The 21,496-nt window shown below is 70.5% G+C and carries 15 protein-coding genes and 2 pseudogenes; 11 read left to right on the plus strand and 6 right to left on the minus strand.

Going from position 1 to position 21,496, the window contains the following annotated elements:
* Positions 1-35: 35 nt before the first annotated feature.
* From OHA03_RS09085 to OHA03_RS09095, 3 genes are all read right to left on the minus strand, one after another.
* Positions 36-2,114 carry a bifunctional polysaccharide deacetylase/glycosyltransferase family 2 protein gene (locus OHA03_RS09085; RefSeq protein WP_267002566.1) on the minus strand — a complete coding sequence of 693 codons (2,079 nt, stop codon included), beginning with the start codon at positions 2,112-2,114 and terminating at the stop codon, positions 36-38.
* Positions 2,111-2,590 carry a hypothetical protein gene (locus OHA03_RS09090; protein WP_267002568.1) on the minus strand — a complete coding sequence of 160 codons (480 nt, stop codon included), beginning with the start codon at positions 2,588-2,590 and terminating at the stop codon, positions 2,111-2,113. The genes OHA03_RS09085 and OHA03_RS09090 overlap by 4 nt, the downstream gene beginning before the upstream one ends.
* Positions 2,591-2,671: 81 nt before the next feature.
* Positions 2,672-3,541, minus strand: a complete 870-nt coding sequence (locus OHA03_RS09095; RefSeq protein WP_267002570.1) for a serine protease — start codon at positions 3,539-3,541, stop codon at positions 2,672-2,674.
* A 279-nt stretch (positions 3,542-3,820) separates the two neighbouring features.
* Between OHA03_RS09095 and OHA03_RS09100 the strand changes: the two genes are divergently transcribed.
* The 8 genes and pseudogenes from OHA03_RS09100 to OHA03_RS09135 all read left to right on the plus strand — a co-directional run bounded on the left by OHA03_RS09100 (position 3,821) and on the right by OHA03_RS09135 (position 11,916).
* On the plus strand, positions 3,821-4,186 hold the full coding sequence (locus tag OHA03_RS09100) for an iron chaperone (protein ID WP_267002572.1): 366 nt from the start codon (positions 3,821-3,823) through the stop codon (positions 4,184-4,186).
* A 104-nt stretch (positions 4,187-4,290) separates the two neighbouring features.
* Positions 4,291-5,124 carry an arylamine N-acetyltransferase gene (locus OHA03_RS09105; RefSeq protein WP_267002574.1) on the plus strand — a complete coding sequence of 278 codons (834 nt, stop codon included), beginning with the start codon at positions 4,291-4,293 and terminating at the stop codon, positions 5,122-5,124.
* Between the two features lie 363 nt (positions 5,125-5,487).
* On the plus strand, positions 5,488-6,699 hold the full coding sequence (locus OHA03_RS09110) for a pyridoxal phosphate-dependent aminotransferase (protein WP_267002576.1): 1,212 nt from the start codon (positions 5,488-5,490) through the stop codon (positions 6,697-6,699).
* A gap of 89 nt (positions 6,700-6,788) precedes the next feature.
* Entirely contained in the window at positions 6,789-7,235 is a 447-nt protein-coding gene (locus OHA03_RS09115) for a hypothetical protein (RefSeq protein WP_267002578.1), read from the plus strand.
* A 387-nt stretch (positions 7,236-7,622) separates the two neighbouring features.
* Positions 7,623-9,230 (plus strand): annotated as a pseudogene (locus OHA03_RS09120) (IS200/IS605 family accessory protein TnpB-related protein); the annotation flags it as partial.
* Between the two features lie 25 nt (positions 9,231-9,255).
* Positions 9,256-9,696 (plus strand): annotated as a pseudogene (locus OHA03_RS09125) (toxic anion resistance protein); the annotation flags it as partial.
* Positions 9,693-11,309 (plus strand): substrate-binding and VWA domain-containing protein, encoded by a 1,617-nt coding sequence (locus OHA03_RS09130; protein WP_267002580.1) that lies wholly within the window; start codon positions 9,693-9,695, stop codon positions 11,307-11,309. The pseudogene OHA03_RS09125 and the gene OHA03_RS09130, both read left to right, overlap by 4 nt.
* 16 nt (positions 11,310-11,325) lie before the next feature.
* Complete coding sequence (locus OHA03_RS09135) at positions 11,326-11,916, plus strand: hypothetical protein (protein WP_267007983.1); 591 nt, start codon at positions 11,326-11,328, stop codon at positions 11,914-11,916.
* A 272-nt stretch (positions 11,917-12,188) separates the two neighbouring features.
* Here the strand turns inward: OHA03_RS09135 and OHA03_RS09140 are convergent, their stop codons facing one another.
* Positions 12,189-14,015: a phosphoenolpyruvate carboxykinase (GTP) gene (locus OHA03_RS09140; RefSeq protein WP_267002582.1), complete on the minus strand. Its 1,827-nt coding sequence runs from the start codon at positions 14,013-14,015 to the stop codon at positions 12,189-12,191.
* Between the two features lie 196 nt (positions 14,016-14,211).
* Here OHA03_RS09140 and OHA03_RS09145 point away from each other — a divergent pair, with 196 nt between their 5' ends.
* Both OHA03_RS09145 and OHA03_RS09150 read left to right on the plus strand, forming a co-directional pair.
* Complete coding sequence (locus OHA03_RS09145; RefSeq protein ID WP_267002584.1) at positions 14,212-14,934, plus strand: hemolysin III family protein; 723 nt, start codon at positions 14,212-14,214, stop codon at positions 14,932-14,934.
* Positions 14,935-15,065: 131 nt separating this feature from the next.
* Positions 15,066-15,698, plus strand: coding sequence for a TetR/AcrR family transcriptional regulator (locus tag OHA03_RS09150; RefSeq protein ID WP_267002586.1), 633 nt, complete (start codon positions 15,066-15,068; stop codon positions 15,696-15,698).
* A 38-nt stretch (positions 15,699-15,736) separates the two neighbouring features.
* Here the strand turns inward: OHA03_RS09150 and OHA03_RS09155 are convergent, their stop codons facing one another.
* A complete protein-coding gene (locus OHA03_RS09155) occupies positions 15,737-17,752 on the minus strand; it encodes a thioredoxin domain-containing protein (protein ID WP_267002588.1) in 2,016 nt (671 codons plus the stop codon).
* A gap of 161 nt (positions 17,753-17,913) precedes the next feature.
* Between OHA03_RS09155 and OHA03_RS09160 the strand changes: the two genes are divergently transcribed.
* Positions 17,914-21,171 (plus strand): tetratricopeptide repeat protein, encoded by a 3,258-nt coding sequence (locus OHA03_RS09160; protein ID WP_267002590.1) that lies wholly within the window; start codon positions 17,914-17,916, stop codon positions 21,169-21,171.
* 84 nt (positions 21,172-21,255) lie between these two features.
* On the opposite strand, the gene OHA03_RS09165 is transcribed toward OHA03_RS09160, so the two are convergent.
* On the minus strand, positions 21,256-21,495 hold the full coding sequence (locus tag OHA03_RS09165; RefSeq protein ID WP_267002592.1) for a hypothetical protein: 240 nt from the start codon (positions 21,493-21,495) through the stop codon (positions 21,256-21,258).
* Position 21,496 lies beyond the last annotated feature (1 nt).

The raw sequence follows: 21,496 nt of genomic DNA on the forward strand, positions 1-21,496 counted from the left end.
AGAGGCGGCGGTCGCCCAAGGCGGCGACAGCCCGCTCAGCGGCTGACGGGCTGCTGCTCCCACGTGTCCGTGGCCGAACCGGTGCGGTGCATGCGCTGCCATCCGAGCCGGTTCCCGAGCAGCGCGGTCACCACCGACTGGACCACCACCAGGTACATCAACTGCCGGTAGACGAAGATCTGGAGCGGCAGACTCCACAGCGGCTCGAACTTCTCCCGGTCCAGCCGGAGTGCGTACACCGCGCCGAAGACCTGGACAGCGGTGAAACCGAGCCACACCAGGCCCGCCTGGCCGGCGTCCTGGAAGAGCAGACCGTACAGCGCGAAGACATCGACCAGCGGCGCGAGCAACGGAAGAACCGTCTGGAAGAGCGCGAGATAGGTCAGTCCCCGCCGGCCCAGCTTGCCCGCCGGGCCACGTTCGACCACGGCCCTACGGTGCTTCCACATCGCCTGGAGTGTCCCGTAGCACCAGCGGTAGCGCTGCTTCCACAGCTGCCGGACAGAGGACGGCGCCTCGGTCCAGGCGATGGCCGACTCCTCGTAGACCACCCGCCATCCGGCCCTGCAGAGCGCCATCGTGAGGTCCGTGTCCTCGGCCAGGGTGTCCTCGCTGACACCGCCGACGCCCATCAGCGCCTCACGCCGGAACGCCCCGATCGCACCGGGAACCGTCGGCATGCACTCCATGACGTCGAACATCCGGCGGTCGAGGTTGAACCCGATGACGTACTCGAGATGCTGCCAACGCCCCAGGATCCCGCGGCGGTTGCCGACCTTCGTATTGCCACTGACCGCGCCGACGCGCGGGTCGGCGAGCGGCTGGATCAGATTGCGGATGGCCTCCGGTTCGAAGACGGTGTCACCGTCGATCATCACGACGATGTCGAAGTGGGCCCAGGCCAGACCGGTGTTGAGGGCACTCGCCTTGCCCCCGTTGGGCTGGCGGACGACCATTACCCGGGGATCGGGGATGGATTCGGCGATTTCGTACGTACGGTCGCTGGACCCGTCGTCCACCACGATGACCTGCACGTACTCATGGGTGGACGCGAGCAGCGAGCGTACGGTCGCTTCGATGCCCGCCTCCTCGTTGTACGCGGGAACGATCACCGAGACCGGATCGGTGAGCGGGGGCAGCCGCATCGCGCCACGGCGCCGACTCCGCTTCGTGCGCACCCGCTTCACATGGACACGGGCCACGGTGAGCAGCAGGACGAGCCGCAGCAAGGTGAGCGCTCCGGCGACGGCCAGCAGCCAGGTCATCCCGTCGGCAAAGGCCCGGGCGCCCTGCTGCGCCAGGACGACGGCGGTGCCCCTCCACTCGGAGAGCGTGCTCACTTCGTACATCGCCGAGGGCTGACCGAGCCCCTTGCTGACGGTGGTGTACCTCAGGTCGTCGTCGGCTGCCGCCCGGAACAGCTTCCCGGTCTCCGTCACTGCCTCGGCCGAGCCGGTGAACTGCCGTACGGCGCCACGCTCCGGGCTCCGAGAGCCATCGGCGGCGACCAGCACATAACCGTCGAGGATGGCGCGCCGCCCGGCCTCCCACTGCTCGCCGCAGAGGCTCGCGGTGGTGCTCGTGTGCGGCAGGCGCAGCAGCGGGGTGCCGACGCCCGCGGTACCGGCGAGGGTGTTCTGGGTGAGGGAGAGCTCCAGGCCCGCACGGATACCGGAGACGGAGCCGAGGTCGGCGTCGGTGTAGGTGTGCGAGCCGATCTCGTGGCCCTCGTCCTTGATCCGCCGTACGAGATCGGGATGAGCGGCGGCCTCGGTGCCGGTGAGGAAGAACGTCGCCTTGGCGTGGTGCTCGCGGAGCAGGTCCAACAGGCGCGGGGTCCAGGCCGGGTCCGGGCCGCCGTCATAGGTGAGCGCGACGGTACCGGGCAGCACCTCCGATGCGCGGACGCCCCCCGTCTTGGGATCCAGGCGGACAACAGGGCCGCCCTGGAAGGGAGCCGACCCGGCGGCGGCGCAGGCGGCGGACGGGGAGGTCGGGGCTATCTCATGACGGCCGTATCCGCTGAACACCAACGCCGTGGCGGCAGCCGCCAGTGTCAGTATCAACAGCACCCAGTGGGCGCGGGGCTCACGACGTTGAGCATGCCTGGTCAATGGTTCTTCCCCTTGCCGGTGGCGGCGGGCGCCGCCGGAGTGCCACGGCCCGGGTTGCCGTCGGCGTTGCCGGGCGCGGGGGCGGACGTCGCGCCTGTGGTCGGCGCGGGGGCAGGCGGCGCGGAGGCGGGCGCGGAGCCGGTGGCCGTGCCGGCCGGGCGGGTGGTGGGTCCGGGGCTCGCGGACGCGGCGCCGGTGCCCTTGGCGGCTCCTGCCGTGGAGACGGGCGGCTTGGGGCGGGGAGCGTCCACCGGCGAGGGCGAGTGCTCTGCCCGCACCGGCGGCTTGTCGCCCCCGTTCCCGCCCCAGGGCAGGGAGCCACCCACCGGTCCCGAGCCGGAGAGCCCGACCACAACGGTCCCGAGGAAGAGCATGCAGACGACACCGAGGAACGCAGCCGCGTACTTCATGAAGCGGCCGCGCCGCCCCGAGGCGTCGACAAAGACTGCCCTGTTCTGGTCATTCCGATGGCTCATGACGGCGCATTGTACGGAGCGCGCCCCTCCGCAGAGAAGCGCGCTCCGATACCGGGACATACCTCGCGGGACGGCCTGCCGCTAGGGCTTGGGCAGCGCGCACCCCGCCCGGCTCAAATCGATCTGGCTACCGGTGCCGATGCACGGCACGATGCCGTAGGTCTCCTGGGCGTAGTTGATTCCCTGACGGACCGTCACGTTGCCGCTCTCGTCGACCTCGCACGGGTTGTTGTCCGTGCACTGCTGCCCGTCCTCGTTACCGGTGTTGTTGACGGCGACGACCTTGCCGGTCGCGTTGTCGATCACCGGGGAGCCGGAGGTGCCGCCGATGGTCCGGCAGGCGGAGGTGTAGCGGACCGAGTCCTTCCAGGTCCACTCGCCCTCCTTGAGGCGGTAGACGAAGCCGTCGACATTGCAGCTGTACGTGCGCTTCCAGTAGCCGGAGACGACCGTGATCGCGGTGCCCTGGACCGGGTGCGCGGCGTTGAGCTCCAGCGCCTTGATCCCGTAGGTGCTCTCGATCTGGGCGTAGGTGCGCGTGAGTTGGTACAGCGAGATGTCGGTGTCGGTCATCGTCCCGTACGCAATCTTGCTGGCGCGCAGGGTGCCGACGCCGCTGCCCGCGGAGTTCAGCAGGGTGAAGCTGCGGGTGGACGACCGGTTGAAGACGACCTCACCCGGGCCCGGGAAGCCGGTCTCCATGCAGTGCCCGTTGGAGAGCACGAGAGCCGGGTCGGACGGCAGCGAAGCGGCGGTCCGGACGACGGAGCCGGAACAGTTGCTGAGCGCGACGGTCCCGGCGAAGTTGACGGCCTTGGCCTTGACGGCCCGCGGTGCGGCGGCCTTGGCCGTGGGCGCGGCCGCGTCGTGGCTCGTGGCCGCGACAGCGGGGGCCGCTCCGGCTCCGAGGAGCAGAACGGCGAAGAGTGCGCCGACGAGAGGCATTTTCATGTGGGGGTCCCCTCTGTGACCTCTATGACCGAAGGGTTCCTTCGGCTTTGTCATGCGCATTGTTAGGGGCGCGCCCGTGCGGAGCAAGAGCCTGTTTTCGGCCTGAGGGCTGTCCCGACATTCCTGGTGGATCACCGCGCGGCGTCGGATGCGGTGCATCGTAGGGCGGAGGGACGTCCGCATACGGGATGTATTCGGGCGTTCCGACCACGCGGCGAGGCACCGCAGCTGTCGTCGCGCGCCCGCCAGGGATCACGGGACAGCCCTTAGGCTCGTCGCATGGTGCAGAGCGCGGCTGAAGATGTCGACGGATACCTGGCCGAGATCCCGCAGGAGCGCCAGGAGGCCCTGGGCAGACTGCGGCAGATGTGCCGTCAGGAACTCGAAGGATTCGTCGAGGTGATGGCGTACGGGATGCCCGCCTACGAGCGCAACGGCGTCAGCGAGGTCGCCTTCGCCAGCCAGAAGAACTACATCTCCTTCTACTTGCTGCGCACCGACGTCCGCGAGGCCTTCGAGGAGCGGCTGGCCGGATACGACATGGCCAAGGCGTGCCTGCGCTTCCGCAAGCCGGAGAACATCGACTTCGACCTGGTGCGCGATCTGTTGCGAGCCACGGCGGCCGGTCCGGGCACGGTCTGCTGAGGAAGCCCCCGGGCCCCGGCGAGCGTCCGTGGAAGCCGCTCGCACCAGCCGGATCACCTCATGGCCGGAGGCACCCCGCCGCCCCGATTGCGTACGGTCGATTCATGACGACCGACCATGAGTCCGGGCTCGACCTCGACGCGTACCTCGCCCGTATCGGCTGGACCGGCGAGCGGCTCCCCACCGTGGAGGTGCTGCGCTCCGTGCACCGCGCCCACGCACTGGGCATCCCGTTCGAGAACCTGGATCCCGTGCTCGGCAGCGCGCCCTCGCTCGCGCTCGCGGATCTGCAGGCGAAGCTCGTACGCAGCAAGCGCGGCGGTTACTGCTACGAGCAGAACACCCTGCTCGCCGCCGCACTGACCGCACTGGGCTTCAAGATCACACTGCTCTGCGCCCGCGTACTGATGGGTGCCGCGCCCGGGGACGTAAGGCCCCGCACCCACATGCTCATGCGGGTCGAGGTAACGGGTGAGCCGACCCCGTATCTCGCGGACGTCGGCTTCGGTGCGAACAGTTCGCTACTGGAGCCGATCCCGCTGGTGGCGGACGCGGAGCTCCACGACGCCCCGCGTCGTCACCGGCTCGTCCACGCACCGCACGACGGCCCACTGGAGCTGTGGAAACTGCAGACGCACGCCCCGGGCGGGGAGTGGGAGGACCAGTACGCGTTCACGCTGGAGCCGTTCGAGGCACCGGACTACGAGGTCATCAACTGGCACATCGCGACCAACCCGCGCTCCCCGTTCCAGCACGTGCTGTACGTCCAGCGCACCACCCCGGAAGCCCATCTCGCACTGATGGGCCGCAGGCTCGTGGAGACCGCTCCGGACGGCACGCGCAAGGAGCGGGAACTGGCGGGCGGCGACGAGGTGCTGCGGGTCCTCTCGGCCGACTTCGGCATCCGTCTCCCGGAGGGCACCCGTCTGCCGGAGTGAACGCACCGGGCGGCGGGCCGAGGGCGCGGCCCATCCGGCCCCCCGCCCGCCTTCCCGGCGGGCCGTACCGACCGCTTCGAGGCGAGGCCCTCCGCGCCGCGCATCCCTCTTTCATACGGTGGTCCACCCGCCGCCGGGGGCCTCGGTCACGGCCCCCGCCTCCCTCACGTGGCGCATCTCACCGGTCCGGCCCGTCACACCCCTATTCCAAGCTCCGCCCCCGCCCGCGCCCGGGGATCCCACTGTCCGGGGCGGGGCGCACATGGCGATGGAAGACGCGGCGGGCGGGCGGCGCTACCCGGGTGGGTCAACCTGCGGGGAATCCCCGCGCAGCCGGTGAAACACGGCCGTAAGCTCGCTGACATGCAGGTCATCCAGTCCACAAAGCTCGCCAATGTCTGTTACGAAATCCGGGGCCCCGTGCTCGAGGAGGCCATGCGGCTGGAAACGGCCGGTCACCGCATCCTCAAGCTGAACACCGGCAACCCTGCCGCGTTCGGGTTCGAGTGCCCGCCCGAGATTCTCGAAGACATCCTGCGCAACCTCGCCGCGGCGCACGGCTACGGCGACGCGAAGGGCCTGCTGTCGGCGCGCCGGGCGGTGATGCAGCACTACCAGACCAAGGGGATCGACCTCGGCGTCGAGGACATCTACCTGGGCAACGGCGTCTCCGAGCTGATCCAGATGTCGATGCAGGCGCTGCTCGACGACGGCGACGAGGTGCTCGTACCCGCTCCGGACTATCCGCTGTGGACCGCCTCGGTGTCGCTGGCCGGCGGCACTGCGGTGCACTACCGGTGCGACGAGCAGGCCGACTGGATGCCGGACCTCGCCGACATCGAGCGGAAGATCACCGACCGCACCAAGGCGATCGTGATCATCAACCCGAACAACCCGACGGGCGCGGTCTACGACGACGAGATGCTGCGCGGGCTGACGGAGATCGCCCGGCGCCACAACCTGGTCGTCTGCTCCGACGAGATCTACGACCGGATCCTGTACGACGGAGCGACCCACACCCCGACCGCAGCCATCGCGCCCGATCTGATGGTGCTGACCTTCAACGGTCTCTCCAAGAACTACCGGGTCGCCGGATATCGGTCGGGGTGGCTGGCGGTCTGCGGCCCGAAGGCGCACGCCTCCTCGTACATCGAGGGGCTGACCATCCTCGCCAATATGCGGCTCTGCGCCAATATGCCGTCACAGCACGCGGTGGCCACAGCGCTCGGCGGGCGGCAGTCGATCAACGACCTGGTGCTGCCGGGCGGCCGGATCCTGGAGCAGCGGGACGTCGCGTACGACCTGCTGACGCAGATCCCCGGGGTCACCTGCGTGAAGCCGAAGGGTGCGCTGTACCTCTTCCCGCGGCTCGACCCCAAGGTCCACAAGATCAAGGACGACCGGCAGATGGTCCTCGACCTGCTGCGGGCCGAGAAGATCATGGTCGTGCAGGGTACGGGATTCAACTGGCCGGAGCCCGATCACTTCCGCATCGTGACGCTGCCCTCGACCGAGGATCTGACGGATGCCGTCCAGCGGATCGGCAACTTCCTGGACGGATACAGCCAGCCCTGACCAGGGCGGCGGCCCACAGTATCGGATCGCGGACAACTTTAGACTGATTCCAAGCTAGGATGGTTCCAAGCAATACCAGGAGGCCATCCATGTACGAACCGATCCGCACCAAATCGGTCCACACACCGGCCGACCACGCCGACGACTTCCCGCACCGCTCCCGCGAGGAGGAGCTGGACATCCAGCTGGCCGGGCACCTGGCCGCGCTCCTCGCGGTCACCGACGAGCTCGGCCTCGGCGAGGCGGGCGACCGCATCGCCGAGCAGGTCGCGCGGCTGCGCGGCGCACCGCCCGCCCGGCACGCCGGCCTGACCGACGCCGCACCGCACACGCTCCACCGCCGCGCGCACGCCCTCGCGGGCCGCGCGCTGGTGGTGGCCGCATCCCGCGCCGACACCGCGGCCGCGATCCTCGCGGCCGAGCGGATGGACGCGCACACGGCGGCGATGGCCGCCGTGACCACCCCGCCGCCCGCCGCCGCGACCGGCACCACCGCGCCCGCCCCCGCCCCCGTACGGCTGGTCGGCGCCCTCTGACGGCCCCGGTCCACGGGCCGCGGAGGCGCGTGGACCGGGTGCCACACATCTGACATCGGCCGCTCCCGTTGCGTACTGGGATGCGCACTTCACCTTCCGTCCACCCAACTCCGTCCGGAATATGGCAACGAAGACCGTGCGTGGAGTGATCGGGTCGGAGAAGGCGGAGTTCTTCGCCGATCCCGATGTGGTGAAGGCCCTCGCTGCCAAGGGGTTGTGAGCTGCTGTTGGTTTGCTGAGCTGAAGTGAGTTGCGGTGAGCGAGAGTGAGTCCTGTCGGTGGGTTCGCAGGGGTGGGAACGGGGGTTCTGGGGTCGAATGGGTGACCTTGGCGGCTGTTGCTCGTTGGGCTGGGTGGCAGGTGTCTGGCCTGGGTGGGGGTGATGTGGTGGGTGGCTTACGGAAGCTGACGGATTCCTTCGTGGTACCCGGGCCGCGCGGGGTGGCGATCCGGGACCGTCTCAAGCACCTCACGTCCCAGGACGAGATGGTGCTGCGTGCGGTCGGTGCGCATCAGGGTGCGCTGGCTTCCGGTGATCTCAAGGCCCGTTGTGCGGAGGGTCTGGAGCACAATGCGGACACCTGGGCAGCGCGTAAGCGGGACCTGACCGCACTGTCGTCGTCGCGGATCGCCGGGGCCATCACCAAGGCCACCCACGATCAGTGGGCGCTCGCACGCCGCTGCCAGGCGGCGTATATCCAGAACCTGGCAGCCGGGATCAAGACGCTGCGGCACCGCCTGTCCCTCCCGATCGGGGAGAAGGGCACCAAGCGCGCGGCGGGTGGCTACCGGTCGAAGAACGAGTGGTTCCGCAAGTCCCGCCGTCTTTCGATGCTGGAAGACCGGCACACCGCTGCTGTTGCCGACTGGCAGGCCGGACGGGTGCGGGTGGCACGCGGCGGCAAGCGTCTCCTGAACACCCGCCACCACCTCACCCAGGCCCGTCTCACCGAAGACGAGTGGCGGGAACGATGGGAGGCGGAACGCTGGTTCCTTGCTGCCGATGGCGAGTCGGGGAAGCGGTTCGGGAACTAGACGATCCGCGTCACCCCGGACGGCGAAGTGTCCGTCAAGCTACCCGTTCCGCTCGCGCACCTGGCCAACACCCGGCACGGCCGGTACACCCTCACCTCCCGTATCGCGTTCGCGCACCGGGGCGCGGAGTGGGCCGACCGCATCACCGCGAACCGGTCCGTGGCCTACCGCATCCACCTCGACGTGGACCGCGGACGCTGGTACCTCACCGCATCCTGGCAACGCCCCATCGTCCAGACCATGTCGCTGGCCGCCGCCCGCGCCCGGGACATGATCGGCGTCGACACCAACGCCGACCACTTCGCCGCCTACCACCTCGACCGGCACGGCAACCCCATCGGCGGGCCGCACCGCTTCCCCTACGACCTGTTCGGGACCATCACGCACCGCGACGCACAGATCCGCCACGCCCTGACCCGGTTGATCAACTGGGCGGTGCGTGTCGGTGTCGCCGCGATCGGTATCGAAGGCCTCGACTTCACCGCCGAGAAGACCCGGGAGAAGCACGGCCGCCGCAAGCGATTCAGGCAGCTCATCTCCGGCATGCCCACCGGGAAACTCAAGGCCCGGCTGGTGTCCATGGCCGCCGAACACAGCCTGAGCATTGTTGCGGTCGACCCCGCCTACACCAGCATGTGGGGTGCCCAGCACTGGCAGAAACCGCTGTCCACTCCACACCGCATCATGTCCCGTCACGATGCCGCGGGCATCACGATCGGACGACGCGCCCTCGGACACCCGATCCGGCGTCGGGCGGCACCGCCCCCACACGACCAGAGCGATCGTGCGGGGCATCGGACCGTCCAGGCCGGACCAGGCGCCCGGGGGCGTGACGGAACCCGCCCACCCACCACGGACCACGCCCCTGGAGGCGTGCCGCCGAGCGGGAAGCGAAAGCGGGAACCCAGTGCATCCAAAACCGTTCGGGATGCGCCCAGTACGCAGCAGTGGGTCCAAGACTCACTCACGCACTGGCTAGGAACGGTATCTGGCGATGGACGTCGTACGCCGCAACAACGAGGAGCTGATCAGGGGCGTCGACCGGGCCGCGACCACGACGGTCTCCGCGCTGCGGATCGCCGTGATGCTGGCATCGGCGCTGGAGAGCCAGCGCAAGGTGAGTGAACAGGTCCAGGTGCTGCGCTCCACGACGGAGGATCTGATCCGCGGCAACGCGGAGATGCTCGCCACGCAGAGCGGGGAGATCCAGCGGATCGCCGCCGACCCTGCGGTGGGAGCGGAGACGCTGCGGACGGCGTTCCAGCAGATCTACCGGACGCTGGACGCGATCGACACGTACAAGGTGCAGGCGACCGAGTCCATGGCGGCGACCGTCGAGTCGCTGACAGCCGAACTCCAGCAGGCGAGAACACACTTGGAGCGCAGCCGGTCCGCGGGCGTCCTCGATGGCGGTGGTCTCGGATGACGGGCCGGCTGAGAAGGCTGCGGCGCCGGGTGTCGCGCACACTCGTGTCGCTGCTGGCCGCCGCGGTGCTCGTACCGCTGGCGGCGTGTTCGGCGACGGACGGTCCCGCGCCGCCCGGGAAGAAGGACGACGGTGCCCCTCGCGCCGGGACGCTGCGGGTGCTCGCATCCAGTGAACTCGCCGATATGAAACCCCTGTTGGAGCAGGCGCGGAAGGCGACCGGGATCACCGTGCGGCCCACCTGGACCGGGACGCTCGACGCCGTCGAACAGCTCGGGTCCGGGAAGGCGGACGGGGCGTACGACGCGGTGTGGCTGTCGTCCGACGACTATCTGCGGCTCCGTCCGGACGCGGCGAAGCGGATCACTTCCGAGACCCCGCTGATGACCTCGCCGGTCGCCCTCGGCGTCAAGCCGTCGGTGGTGAAACGCCTCGGCTGGGACCCGTCGGACGTCACCTGGACGCAGGTGCACCAGGCGGTCGCCGACGGGCGGCTGACGTACGGCATGACTGACCCGGCTCGTTCCAACTCCGGCTTCTCCGCACTGGTTTCGGTCGCCTCAGCGCTGTCCGGCGCCCAGTCCGCACTGACCGACGCCGATGTCCGCAAGGCGAGCGGGAAGCTGAAGGAGTTCTTCGGCGGGCAGCGGCTGACCTCGGGGTCATCCGGCTGGCTGGCCACCGCGTACGCCCGGCGCGGCACGGTCGACGCGCTGATCAACTACGAGTCCGTGCTGCTCTCCCTCAACCGGGACAGTCACACCGGGCTCACCGTGATCCGCCCGCGCGACGGTGTGGTGACGGCCGACTACCCGCTGAGCCTGCTCTCCGCCGCCTCGCCCGACGCCAAGGACGCGGTCCGCGCCCTGACCTCGTACCTCCGCTCCCCCGCCGTGCAGCGGCAGCTGACCCGGGAGACGTTCCGCCGACCGGTCGTCACCTCCGTACGGCCGGCGGCGCCGCTGGCCGCCGAGGCCCGCCGGGAACTTCCGTTCCCCGGCTCGCGATCCGTCGCGGACGGACTGCTCGACAGTTACGAGAACAAGCTCCGGCGGCCGTCACGCACCGTGTACGTGCTGGACACGTCCGGGTCCATGGAGGGCGAGCGGCTGCGGAAGCTGAAGGCGGCGCTGACCGGGCTGACCGGGGACTTCCGGGAACGGGAGGAGGTCACACTGCTGCCGTTCGGCTCGTCGGTGAAGCGGGCACGCACGCATACGGTCGATCCCGCCGACCCGCGGGCCGGGCTCGCGGCGATCAAGGCGGACACCACCGCCCTGACCGCGAGCGGCGAAACCGCGATCTTTTCGAGTCTGGAGTCGGCCTACGACCGGCTGGGCCCGGACACCGAGTCCGCGTTCACCTCGATCGTCCTGATGACGGACGGCGAGAACACGACGGGCGACTCGGCCGACGACTTCGCCGCCTTCTACCGCTCGCTCCCGGCGGCCCGCCGCGTCACCCCCGTCTTCCCGGTCGTCTTCGGCGACTCGGACCGTGCGGAACTGGACGCGATCGCCACCCTGACCGGCGGCCGGCTCTTCGACGCGACGAAGGACCAGGGGCCGGGCTCCCTGGACGGGGCATTTGAGGAGATCCGTGGCTACCAGTAGAGCATCGGGCCGGGTCATGGCGTACGTCGAGTCCCGCAAGAACCTCACCGGGAGTGCGTGCGGGATCGCCGGGCTCGCCCTCACCTTCACCGGACTCGCCGGTGCGTACTGGCCGGCGGTGATCGTCGGGCTGTACGGCGCGGGCGCACTGATCGCCCCGCCCGAGCGGCCGCCCACCCCGGACTTCCCCGATCCGTCGTCGCAGCTGGAGACGGTGCGGGCCGACTTCGCGACCCTGCGGGAGTATCTGACCGAAGTGGAGCTGCCGCCCGCCGCCTCCGGGCGGCTCGCCGAGCTGACCGGGCTGCTGGAGGGGCTGCTCGCACCCGGCTGGGTCTCCGAGGCCCTCGCCGCCGACCCGGAAGCCATCCACGCCCTGTCCCGCGCCGTGCACCAGGACATCCCTGAATCCGTCGACACGTATCTGCGGACCCGCTGGTGGACGCGGCTGACGCCGGGCACCGAGCCGCCCGAGCGCCCGCTCGAACAGCAGCTGTCACTGCTGCACCGGGAGGCGGAGTCGCTGGCCGCGAGGCTGCGGGAGGCCGAGGCGCGCCGGCAGCAGACGCATACGCGGTACCTGGAGGACCGGGGCCGGGCGAACTGAGCCCCGCACATGCCCGGCCGGCCCCCGTGCGCCCCCACCGGAGGCAATGTGAAGAAATAGTGCAGCACTGTGAAGATCTCGTACGCGGACCTGCAGCACTGTGCGGACGTTCTCTATAAGAGGGGCGGGAAAGGGCGGCCCCCGGAACCGTGAGGGAGTTCCGGGGGCCGTACCGCGTCGGGCCGTTGACCCACAGGTCAGGGTGGATGTCGGGAGGCCCGGCCGCGGAGTGTGCATGGGGGGCGCACTTCGGGAGTGCGCCCCGGCGGGCGTCAGCCCAGACGCTGGACCAGCGCGCGGTACTCGTCCCACAGCTCCTTCGGCGTGTGGTCACCGAAGGTGTTGAGGTGCTCGGGGACCAGCGCCGCCTCCTCGCGCCAGACCTCCTTGTCGACCGTGAGCAGGAAGTCCAGCTCGGACTCGGAGAGGTCCAGGCCGTTGGTGTCCAGGGAGCCCTTGGCGGGCAGGATGCCGATCGGCGTCTCGACGCCCTCGGCCTTGCCCTCCAGCCGCTCGACGATCCACTTGAGGACGCGGCTGTTCTCACCGAAGCCAGGCCACACGAACTTGCCCGCCTCGTTCTTGCGGAACCAGTTCACGTAGTAGATCTTCGGCAGCTTGGACTGGTCGGGCTTGTCGGCGCCGACCTTGATCCAGTGGTTCATGTAGTCGCCCATGTTGTAGCCGCAGAACGGCAGCATGGCGAACGGGTCGCGGCGCAGCTCGCCGACCTTGCCCTCGGCGGCGGCGGTCTTCTCGGAGGCCACGTTGGCACCGAGGAAGACACCGTGCTGCCAGTCGAAGGACTCGGTGACCAGCGGCACGGCCGAGGCGCGGCGGCCACCGAAGAGGATGGCCGAGATCGGCACACCCTTCGGGTCCTCCCACTCCGGCGCGATGATCGGGCACTGCCCGGCCGGCACGGTGAAGCGGGCGTTGGGGTGGGCGGCGGGCGTCTCGGACGCGGGCGTCCAGTCGTTGCCCTTCCAGTCCGTGAGGTGGGCGGGGGCCGTCTCGGTCATGCCCTCCCACCACACGTCGCCGTCGTCGGTGAGCGCGACGTTCGTGAAGACGGAGTTGCCCCACATGGTCTTCATGGCGTTGGCGTTGGTGTGCTCGCCGGTGCCGGGCGCGACGCCGAAGAAACCGGCCTCGGGGTTGATCGCGTAGAGGCGGCCGTCCTCGCCGAACCGCATCCAGGCGATGTCGTCGCCGATGGTCTCGACGGTCCAGCCGGAGATCGTGGGCTCCAGCATGGCGAGGTTGGTCTTGCCACAGGCGCTCGGGAACGCAGCGGCGACGTACTTCGACTCACCCTGCGGCGGCGTGAGCTTCAGGATCAGCATGTGCTCCGCGAGCCAGCCCTCGTCGCGGGCCATCACCGACGCGATGCGGAGCGCGTAGCACTTCTTGCCGAGCAGGGCGTTGCCGCCGTAGCCGGAGCCGTACGACCAGATCTCACGGTCCTCGGGGAAGTGCGAGATGTACTTGGTGGAGTTGCACGGCCACGGAACGTCCTCCTGGCCCTCCTCCAGGGGTGCGCCCAGCGTGTGGACGGCCTTGACGAAGAAGCCGTCCGTGCCGAGCTCGTCGAGGACGGCCTGGCCCATGCGCGTCATGGTGCGCATCGAGACGGCGACGTACGCGGAGTCGGTGATCTCGACGCCGATCGCGGACAGCGGAGAGCCGACGGGGCCCATGCAGAACGGGACGACGTACATCGTGCGACCGCGCATGGACCCGCGGAAGACACCCTGCTCACCGGTGAAGATCTCCCGCATCTCGGCGGGGGCCTTCCAGTGGTTCGTCGGGCCCGCGTCCTCCTCCTTCTCGGAGCAGATGAAGGTGCGGTCCTCGACACGGGCCACATCGCTCGGGTCGGAGGCGGCGTAGTACGAGTTCGGCCGCTTCGTCTCGTCGAGCTTGGTGAACGTGCCGTTGGCCACGAGCTCCCCGCACAGGCGCTCGTACTCGGCCTCGGAGCCGTCGCACCAGACCACACGGTCCGGCTGGGTGAGGGCTGCGATCTCGTTCACCCAGGTGACAAGCTCCTGGTGACGGGTGGGAACAGTGAGGGGAGCCGCGATGTCGCGCGCCACGATCGCTCCTTGTTGAGGGTGTCTTCTTGGTAGGTGCCCCGTGGGGGCCGCGACCCGGATGCTTCGTAGCCGCTCATCCGGTGCCGACCGCACTCATTTGATCATCCGACCGATTCGCCCATATGTCCAGGGGGCCGCCCACGTGAGCATCGCCACTCGAGTTCGCAACCTACGGTGGCGTAGGTAGCATGCCGACATGACTGCTGCCGCCGCGCCCGAACCAGCCGAGGCCGAACCCGAGGTCGCACCAGCCGGGCTCGACCCGGCCGAGGCGGCGCCGTTCCCGGTGAAGCCACACCTGCGCGGCTGGCTGCACGCCGGAATGTTCCCCGCGGTGCTGATCGCGGGAATCGTGCTGATCGCGCTCACGGACAGCACCCGCGGCCGGATCGCCTGCGGCATCTACATCGTGACCGCATGCCTGCTCTTCGGAGTGAGCGCGGTCTACCACCGCGGCACATGGGGTCCACGCGGCGAGGCGGTGCTGCGCCGGCTCGACCACGCCAACATCTTCCTGATCATCGCGGGCACCTACACACCACTGACCCTGCTGCTGCTCCCGGAGTCGACCGGGCGCCCGCTGCTGTGGGCGGTCTGGGCGGCGGCCGTGGCCGGCATCGCCTTCCGGGTGTTCTGGGTCGGCGCCCCCCGCTGGCTCTACACGCCCTGCTACATAGCGATGGGATGGGCGGCGGTCTTCTTCCTGCCCGACTTCATGCGCACCGGCGGGATCGCGGTGCTCGTCCTGGTGATCGTCGGCGGGCTGCTCTACAGCGCCGGCGGCGTCATCTACGGAATCAAACGGCCCAACCCGTCACCCCGATGGTTCGGCTTCCACGAGGTCTTCCACTCGCTGACCCTGGCGGCGTTCGTCGTGCACTACGTCGGCATCTCGCTCGTGGCGTACAACCACAGCTGAGCGCCCTTCCCCTCCTGCCCCTCAGTGGCCGCGGCCCGAAAGCCGCGGCCACTTTGCATGCCACCGCTCCGGCCCGGACCGGTGGACGCCCGCATGGCCCCGGAACCCGTCGATGCCCGACAATGGCGATCATGGCCGCCACCTCCCGTACCTCGCCTCCCACCTCCGTCGAGGCGCAGCCCCGGCCGGGGCTGCGCGAACGGAAGAAGCTCAAGACCAGGACGGCGATCCGACGCTCGACGTACCGGCTGATAGCCGAGCAGGGGTACGACGCGACCACGATCGAGCAGATCGCGGAGGCGGCCGAGGTGTCGCCGAGCACCGTCTTCCGGTACTTCGCGACCAAGGAGGACATCGTCCTCACCGACGAGTACGACCCCCTCATGGAAGCGGAGCTGCGCAACCGCCCCGCGGACGAACCGCCGCTGCAGTCACTGCGGTTCGTCGTGACGGAGGCACTGGCGGCGCTCCTCACCACCGAGGAGGAGGAACTTCGCCGGCGCACCCGGCTGATGGTGGAGGTGCCCGCGATCCGGGCGCGGATGTCGCAGACCATGTCGGACACCGCGAAGGCCCTGGCCCGGGTACTCGCCGACCGCAGCGGCCGCAGCGCCGACGACCTGCAGGTCCGGGTGTTCATCGCGGCGGTGCTGGGGGCGCTGCGCGAGGTGACGCTGTACTGGGGCGAGCACGGTCAGGAAGGTGACCTGATCGCGATGGTCGACCAGGCCCTGGACACGCTCGAGGGCGGCCTGAAACTCTGACGCCTCCGGCGCGGTCGACCCGGGTGACCGAGCCCGGTTCACTCCCCGAGCTTCCGCGCCAGCTCCTGCGCATCCGTCGTCGGCGCATCGCACACAAAGTGCCGGCAGACGTATGCGGTCGGCGCTCCGTCCACCATCGGCCGGTCCGCCAGCAGCGGAAACTCCGTACCGCCCGCCGCACCCGCCGCGACCACCGCCCCCGGTGCCCGCCCCAGCAGCGCCGTGCGGTGCAGTTCGCCGCCGACCGGACCGGCGACCGCCACCTCGCGCGGACCGTCGAGCAACGCCTCCGCGACCGCGAGTCCCCACCCGATGAACCGCGGCACCCGCGGCCCGAGCGCCTTCACCACCCCCAGCGCACCCTCCGCGGCGGTGCGATGGGCCTCCGAGCCGGTGTGTGCCGCGTAGGAGAGCAGCGCCCCGGCCGCCGCCGTCCAGCCCGCCGGGGTCGCACTGTCGGTGGGGTCCTGCGGGCGGCGGATCAGCTGTTCCGCGTCGTCCGCCGTGTCGTACAGCTGCCCGCCCTCGCCGGTGAAGTGCTGGAGCACGATGTCGAGCAGGAAGCCGGCGAACTCCAGCCAGACACCCTCGCCGGTGACGGCGGCCAGCGCGAGGAAACCCTCCGCGACATCGCCGTAGTCCTCCAGCACCCCGGCGTTGTCTCCCGTCCGGCCGTCCTTGGACGTCCGGGCCAGCCGGGCGACGTCACCCATATGGACCCGGACCAGCAGGTCGGCCGCCTCGGTGGCGCGCTCGATCAGATCGGGACGGTCGAAGTACGCCCCGGCCTCGGCGAGCGCGGCGATCGCCAGACCGTTCCAGGCCGCCACCACCTTGTCGTCCCGTCCGGGACGCGCCCGCCCCTCGCGGGCCGCGAGCAGCCGGGCCCGTACATCGGCGGCCCGGTCCGCATCCACCGCCAGGTCGGTACGCGGCAGTTGCAGCACGGAGGCGCCCTCCTCGAAAGTGCCCTCCTCCGTCACCCCGAAGTGTTCGGCGGCGAACGCGGCGTCCTCCTCACCCAGCACCTCGCGCAGCTGCGCGGGCGTCCACACGTAGTACGCGCCCTCGACGTGCCTGCCGCCGCTGTCCTCGCTGTCCGCGTCGAGCGCGGAGGCGAACCCCCCCTCCGCGGTCCGCAGCTCCCGCACCATGAAGTCGGCGGTCTCCAGCGCGACCCGACGGGCCAGCTCGGACCCCGTCGCCCGCCACAGATGGGCGTACACCCGGCAGAGCAGCGCGTTGTCATACAGCATCTTTTCGAAGTGCGGCACGACCCATTCCCGGTCCACCGAGTACCGGGCGAACCCGCCGGCGAGCTGGTCGTACATCCCGCCCCTGGCCATCGCCTCACAGGTGTCGGCGGCCATCTGGAGGGCGCCCTCGGCGCCGGTGCGCGCGTGGTGGCGCAGCAGGAACTCGATCGTCATGGACGGCGGGAACTTCGGGGCGCCACCGAAGCCGCCGTGCTTCTCGTCGTACTCACGGCTCAGCCCGAGCAACGCCTGCGCCGGCTCCGACTCGCCCGGCAGCCCCTCCCCGCCGTGCGCCAGCGAGCGGCCTCCCAGTTCGCGGACGATGCGCCCGGCGACCTCGTTGACCTCGTCGGGGCGGTCGGTCCAGGCGGAGACGACACCTTCGAGCACCTGGCGGAAGGACGGCATACCGTGGCGGGGCTCGGGCGGGAAGTACGTACCGAAGTAGAAGGGCTCGGCGTCGGCGGTCAGGAAGACGGTCATCGGCCAGCCGCCCTGACCGGTCGCGGCCTGCACGGCCTCCATGTACACGGCGTCGACGTCGGGCCGCTCCTCGCGGTCGACCTTCACCGGGACGAAGTGCGCGTTCAGATACGCGGCGACCTCCTCGTCCTCGAAAGACTCGTGCGCCATGACATGGCACCAATGACAGCTCGCATAGCCGACGCTCAGCAGCACCGGCACGTTCCGATTGCGCGCCTCCTGGAACGCCTCGGGCGACCACGGCCACCAGTCGACCGGATTGTCCGCGTGCTGAAGGAGATACGGCGAGGTGACCTGCGCGAGTCGATTGGACATACCCCCATCCTTGCGCACCGGGCGAAGCTGCTGCGGCACGCCACGGGCCAGGGCCGTGACTCGCACCCCGGGCCGTCACGGCCGGTCCCCTCGCTCTCTCGCGCTCAGCCGCCCCACACAGGACACTTGTCCCGAACCGAAGCTCTCGGAGGGGGACGAACATGCGGGACAGCCACCGGGCCGAAGCCGAACGGCTGTTGGTACGCGCCGTGGAGGAAGAGGTACGCCGATCGGGCGGCCGGACCGACGCCGCGACGCTGATGGCGCGCGGGCGGGCCGCCCTCGATTCCCTGGTGGCCGACGCGGGCGAGGAGTACGCCTCGTACGTCCAGGCACTCGACGCGATGGAGGCCGGGCAGCAGCCCCTGTCGCAGCGATTCAGTAAAACGACGATGGGAACTCCCCTGCTGGTGACGGGAGTTGCTGCAGCTGCCGCATTCTGCGCGGATGTCGCGCTCGGCACTGCGGCCGGGCCGGCGCTCGGCGCGGGCGCCGTCGTCGCCGTCGCGGGCGCCGCGACCACCGTCGCCAAGGTGACCGCCTCGCACTGGCCCGCCGCCCATCGGAAGGCGGGTGCGCTGGGTCAGCCCGGCGGCCCCGAGCAGCTGCGGCTGCAGTGGCTGGCGGCGCTGGAGGTGCGGGGCATACGCCCGTTCCTGGACCAGCAGCGGATCCTGACCGCGTCGTCCCGTGCGCCGAAGAAGAAGGCCGCCACCGTCGTGCCGCAGCTGCGCGGCGGGGACCGCAGTGCGGCGGCGCGCACCCGGTCGTTGCTCGGCCAGTCCTTCAGTCATCTGCCCGCCCCCGACGGGCCGTTCGCGGGTCGCCGGCCCGAGCTGGCGCAGATCGCCCGGTGGGTGCACGCGGCCCGGGCCTCGACGGAGACGAAGCCGACCGTCGTCGTGCTGCACGGCGAGCCCGGTTCCGGCCGCACCACCCTCGCCGTACGGGCGGCACACGAACTGAAGGACCAGTTCCGGGGCGCCTGCGTGGTGGATCTGCGCTCTGACGTCACCGGCGAGAACCCGCTGCCGACCCGTGACGCACTGCTGCATCTGCTGAACCGCCTGGGCGCGCCCCGCGAGCAGCTGCTGTTCCGGGACGGGGTCTCCCCCGGTCGAGAGGGGTCGAAAGCCTGGGGTAGGTCCTCCGGGGAGCAGCAGGTGCGACGGCTCGGCGAGCTGTACCACCAGCATCTGACCGGTACGCCGGTGACGGTCGTCCTCGACGACGCCGGCGACCCGGCGCAGGTCCGCACGCTCATCCCCGAGCGCTCCGACAGCCTGGTCCTGGTCACCGCCCGCGCGCCCCTGGACCTGCCCGCCGACATCCCGGCCTGGGTGCACCAGCTGCCGGTGGGGCCTCTGGACGCGGCGGGCGCGGAGGAGTTGCTGCGCGCGTCGGCCGAGGAGCAGGAGCTGGGGCCGTACGACTCCCAGTCGACCGACACCATCACCGAGCTGTGCGGCGGCCTGCCGCTGGCGCTGCGCGTCGCGGGGTCCTCGCTCGGGGCGCGTACCCGCAGCTCGCTGGCCACCGATCTCGCCGCGTACGGTCCGGTCGCCCCCGTCGAGCGGACCCTGTGGCTGCGCTACACCGACCAGTCCGAGCAGGCGCGGCGGCTGCTGCGCCGGCTCGCGCTGGCCGGGCGTGCCAGCCTGGGCGCGGCGGCGGCCGCGGCGCTGCTGTCCGCCGAGGAGCAGGAGGCGCAGCGGCTGCTGACGGTCCTGTGCCGGGCCGGGCTCCTCGATCATGTGCGGGGCTCGCGTTACCGGTTGCACGATCTGGTACGGGGCTTCGCCCTGGCCCGGCTGCTCGACGAGGAGGGGGCGGCGGACCGTACGGCCGCGCAGGAGCGGCTGATCCACAACTATGCGGAGCTCGCCGGTGCGGTGATCCGGATGGTGGACGGCAAGATGTCGACCCGGGCGGGGCAGTTCGGCTCGCACGGCTTCGCCTCGCTGGACGCGGCGCTGCGCTGGCTGGACGACGAGTCGAGCTTCATCACCTCCGCGCTGCGGCATGCGGAGGGCGTCGACCAGGGGGCCGTGCTGGATCTGCTGGGCGCGCTGTGCGACTACTGCCTGCTGCGCGGCGACCTCTACCGGCTGGGCGAGATCAGTGAGTTGACGCAGGCCGTCGACCAGGGGCTGCTCGAGCGGTCGGTCCAGTGGCGTACCGGTATCGCGGCCCGGCAGCTCGGTGAGCTGGACAAGGCCCGTACCACCCTGTCCTCGGTCGTCGGCCTCTACCGTGAGGCGCAGAACGAGGCGGGCACCGCGCTGGCGCTGTGCTCGCTCGGCATCACCCTGCACCACCAGGGCAATCTGACCGAGGCGGCGGTGCGGCTGCGCGAGGCGATCGGGCTGCAGTCCTCGGACGAGCAGGCCGCGGACCGGGCGTGGTCGCTGCATGCGCTGGCCGCCGTCGAGCGTGACCGCGGTCGTCTCGCCGAGGCTTTGGCCCTCCTCGACACGGCGCTGATCCTCCACCGCGAGGGCGAGTCGCTGCACGGCGAGGCGTGGGCGCGGTTCCAGCTGGGTCAGACCCTGCTGCGGATGGGCGATGTGGCGGGGGCCGACGAGGCGCTGCGCACGGCACTGGATCTGTACGGCCGCACCCGTGACGAGCGCGGCGAGGCCTGGGCGCTGACCCAGCTGGCGCGTGCCCGGCTGCTCGACGGGGACGCGGCCCCGGCGGTCGACGAGCTGCGCCGGGCGCTGTCCCTGCACCGGGACAGCGAGGACGCGCGGGGCGAGGCGTGGACGCTGTACTACCTGGGGCAGGCCCTGGAGGAGACCGGCGACACCGATCAGGCGGTTCGGGAGCTGGAGCGGGCGCGCACGATGTTCTCCCGGATGCGGGATGTGTACGGGCTGGCGTGTGCCCGGCACCACTCGGGCCGGGTCACCCGCGACCAGCGGGCCGCCCAGACCGGCAATCTGCGTAACTCCGGCTTCGCCCGGCAGCTGTTGGTCGACGCCCGGGCCGACTTCCGGCGGATCGGTGTCGCCCACGGCGAGGCGTGGACGTGTCTCGAGCTGGTTCTGATCGACGCGGGTAACAACCGCGCGCCGCAGGCGCTGGCCCTGTGCGACGAGGCGGCGCAGTTGTTCGACTCGTACGGCGACACGCGGGGCGCCGACTGGGCCCGTTTCCTGCGCTGCACACTGCTGCCGTACGCGTCGGCCGGTGGCACGGAGGTGGGCACGGTGGTGGCTCAGCAGGAACTCGCCGACCTGCTCGGGGCCGGCCGTCCGACCCGCGACAGCAAGCTGGAGGACTGCGCGGAGGCGTTCACGGTGGTCCTGAACCGCGGGGTCGACCTGGAGGACGGCTGGCAGGCCTGGCGCCTGGGCATGACGCCGACCCGCCACGCCCGCGAAATCATGGGCGTACCGGTGGGGGCGAGGTCGTAGGACGGGGCCGAGGCCTCTTGCCGGGCACTCGTATGTGCCGGACGGGCGGTGGATCAAGCCCGTCCGGCGGGTGGGGACAGAGCGCTACCGGGCGCGCCCGGCCCCGGTTCCCGGTGTCCCGGCGTCGGCGGACACCGCGTCGGGATCCGGTGCCTCCTCGAAGTTCACCTTGCCCATGTGCCGGTTCATGGACTTCATCAGCAGCCACACGCCCACCGCGAGCGCCGCGAAGACGATGAAGCCGAGGACGCCGGGTGTCACCTTGTTCTTGTCGAATTCCTCGGCGAGAGGAATGACGTGGGTCAGTGCCTGGGTCGCGTACATA

The sequence above is a fragment of the Streptomyces sp. NBC_00154 genome (genome assembly GCF_026342835.1).
Lineage (GTDB): Bacteria > Actinomycetota > Actinomycetes > Streptomycetales > Streptomycetaceae > Streptomyces.

What these genes read in the sequence shown, in the direction of transcription:
- OHA03_RS09130 (WP_267002580.1), top strand. Translation starts at nt 9,693, where the DNA reads ATGACGGGCCGGCTGAGAAGGCTGCGGCGCCGGGTGTCGCGCACACTC.
- OHA03_RS09145 (WP_267002584.1), top strand. Translation starts at nt 14,212, where the DNA reads ATGACTGCTGCCGCCGCGCCCGAACCAGCCGAGGCCGAACCCGAGGTC.
- OHA03_RS09105 (WP_267002574.1), top strand. Translation starts at nt 4,291, where the DNA reads ATGACGACCGACCATGAGTCCGGGCTCGACCTCGACGCGTACCTCGCC.
- OHA03_RS09115 (WP_267002578.1), top strand. Translation starts at nt 6,789, where the DNA reads ATGTACGAACCGATCCGCACCAAATCGGTCCACACACCGGCCGACCAC.
- OHA03_RS09110 (WP_267002576.1), top strand. Translation starts at nt 5,488, where the DNA reads ATGCAGGTCATCCAGTCCACAAAGCTCGCCAATGTCTGTTACGAAATC.
- OHA03_RS09095 (WP_267002570.1), bottom strand. Translation starts at nt 3,541, where the DNA reads ATGAAAATGCCTCTCGTCGGCGCACTCTTCGCCGTTCTGCTCCTCGGA.
- OHA03_RS09150 (WP_267002586.1), top strand. Translation starts at nt 15,066, where the DNA reads ATGGCCGCCACCTCCCGTACCTCGCCTCCCACCTCCGTCGAGGCGCAG.
- OHA03_RS09160 (WP_267002590.1), top strand. Translation starts at nt 17,914, where the DNA reads ATGCGGGACAGCCACCGGGCCGAAGCCGAACGGCTGTTGGTACGCGCC.
- OHA03_RS09135 (WP_267007983.1), top strand. Translation starts at nt 11,326, where the DNA reads ATGGCGTACGTCGAGTCCCGCAAGAACCTCACCGGGAGTGCGTGCGGG.
- OHA03_RS09165 (WP_267002592.1), bottom strand. Translation starts at nt 21,495, where the DNA reads ATGTACGCGACCCAGGCACTGACCCACGTCATTCCTCTCGCCGAGGAA.
- OHA03_RS09090 (WP_267002568.1), bottom strand. Translation starts at nt 2,590, where the DNA reads ATGAGCCATCGGAATGACCAGAACAGGGCAGTCTTTGTCGACGCCTCG.
- OHA03_RS09155 (WP_267002588.1), bottom strand. Translation starts at nt 17,752, where the DNA reads ATGTCCAATCGACTCGCGCAGGTCACCTCGCCGTATCTCCTTCAGCAC.
- OHA03_RS09100 (WP_267002572.1), top strand. Translation starts at nt 3,821, where the DNA reads ATGGTGCAGAGCGCGGCTGAAGATGTCGACGGATACCTGGCCGAGATC.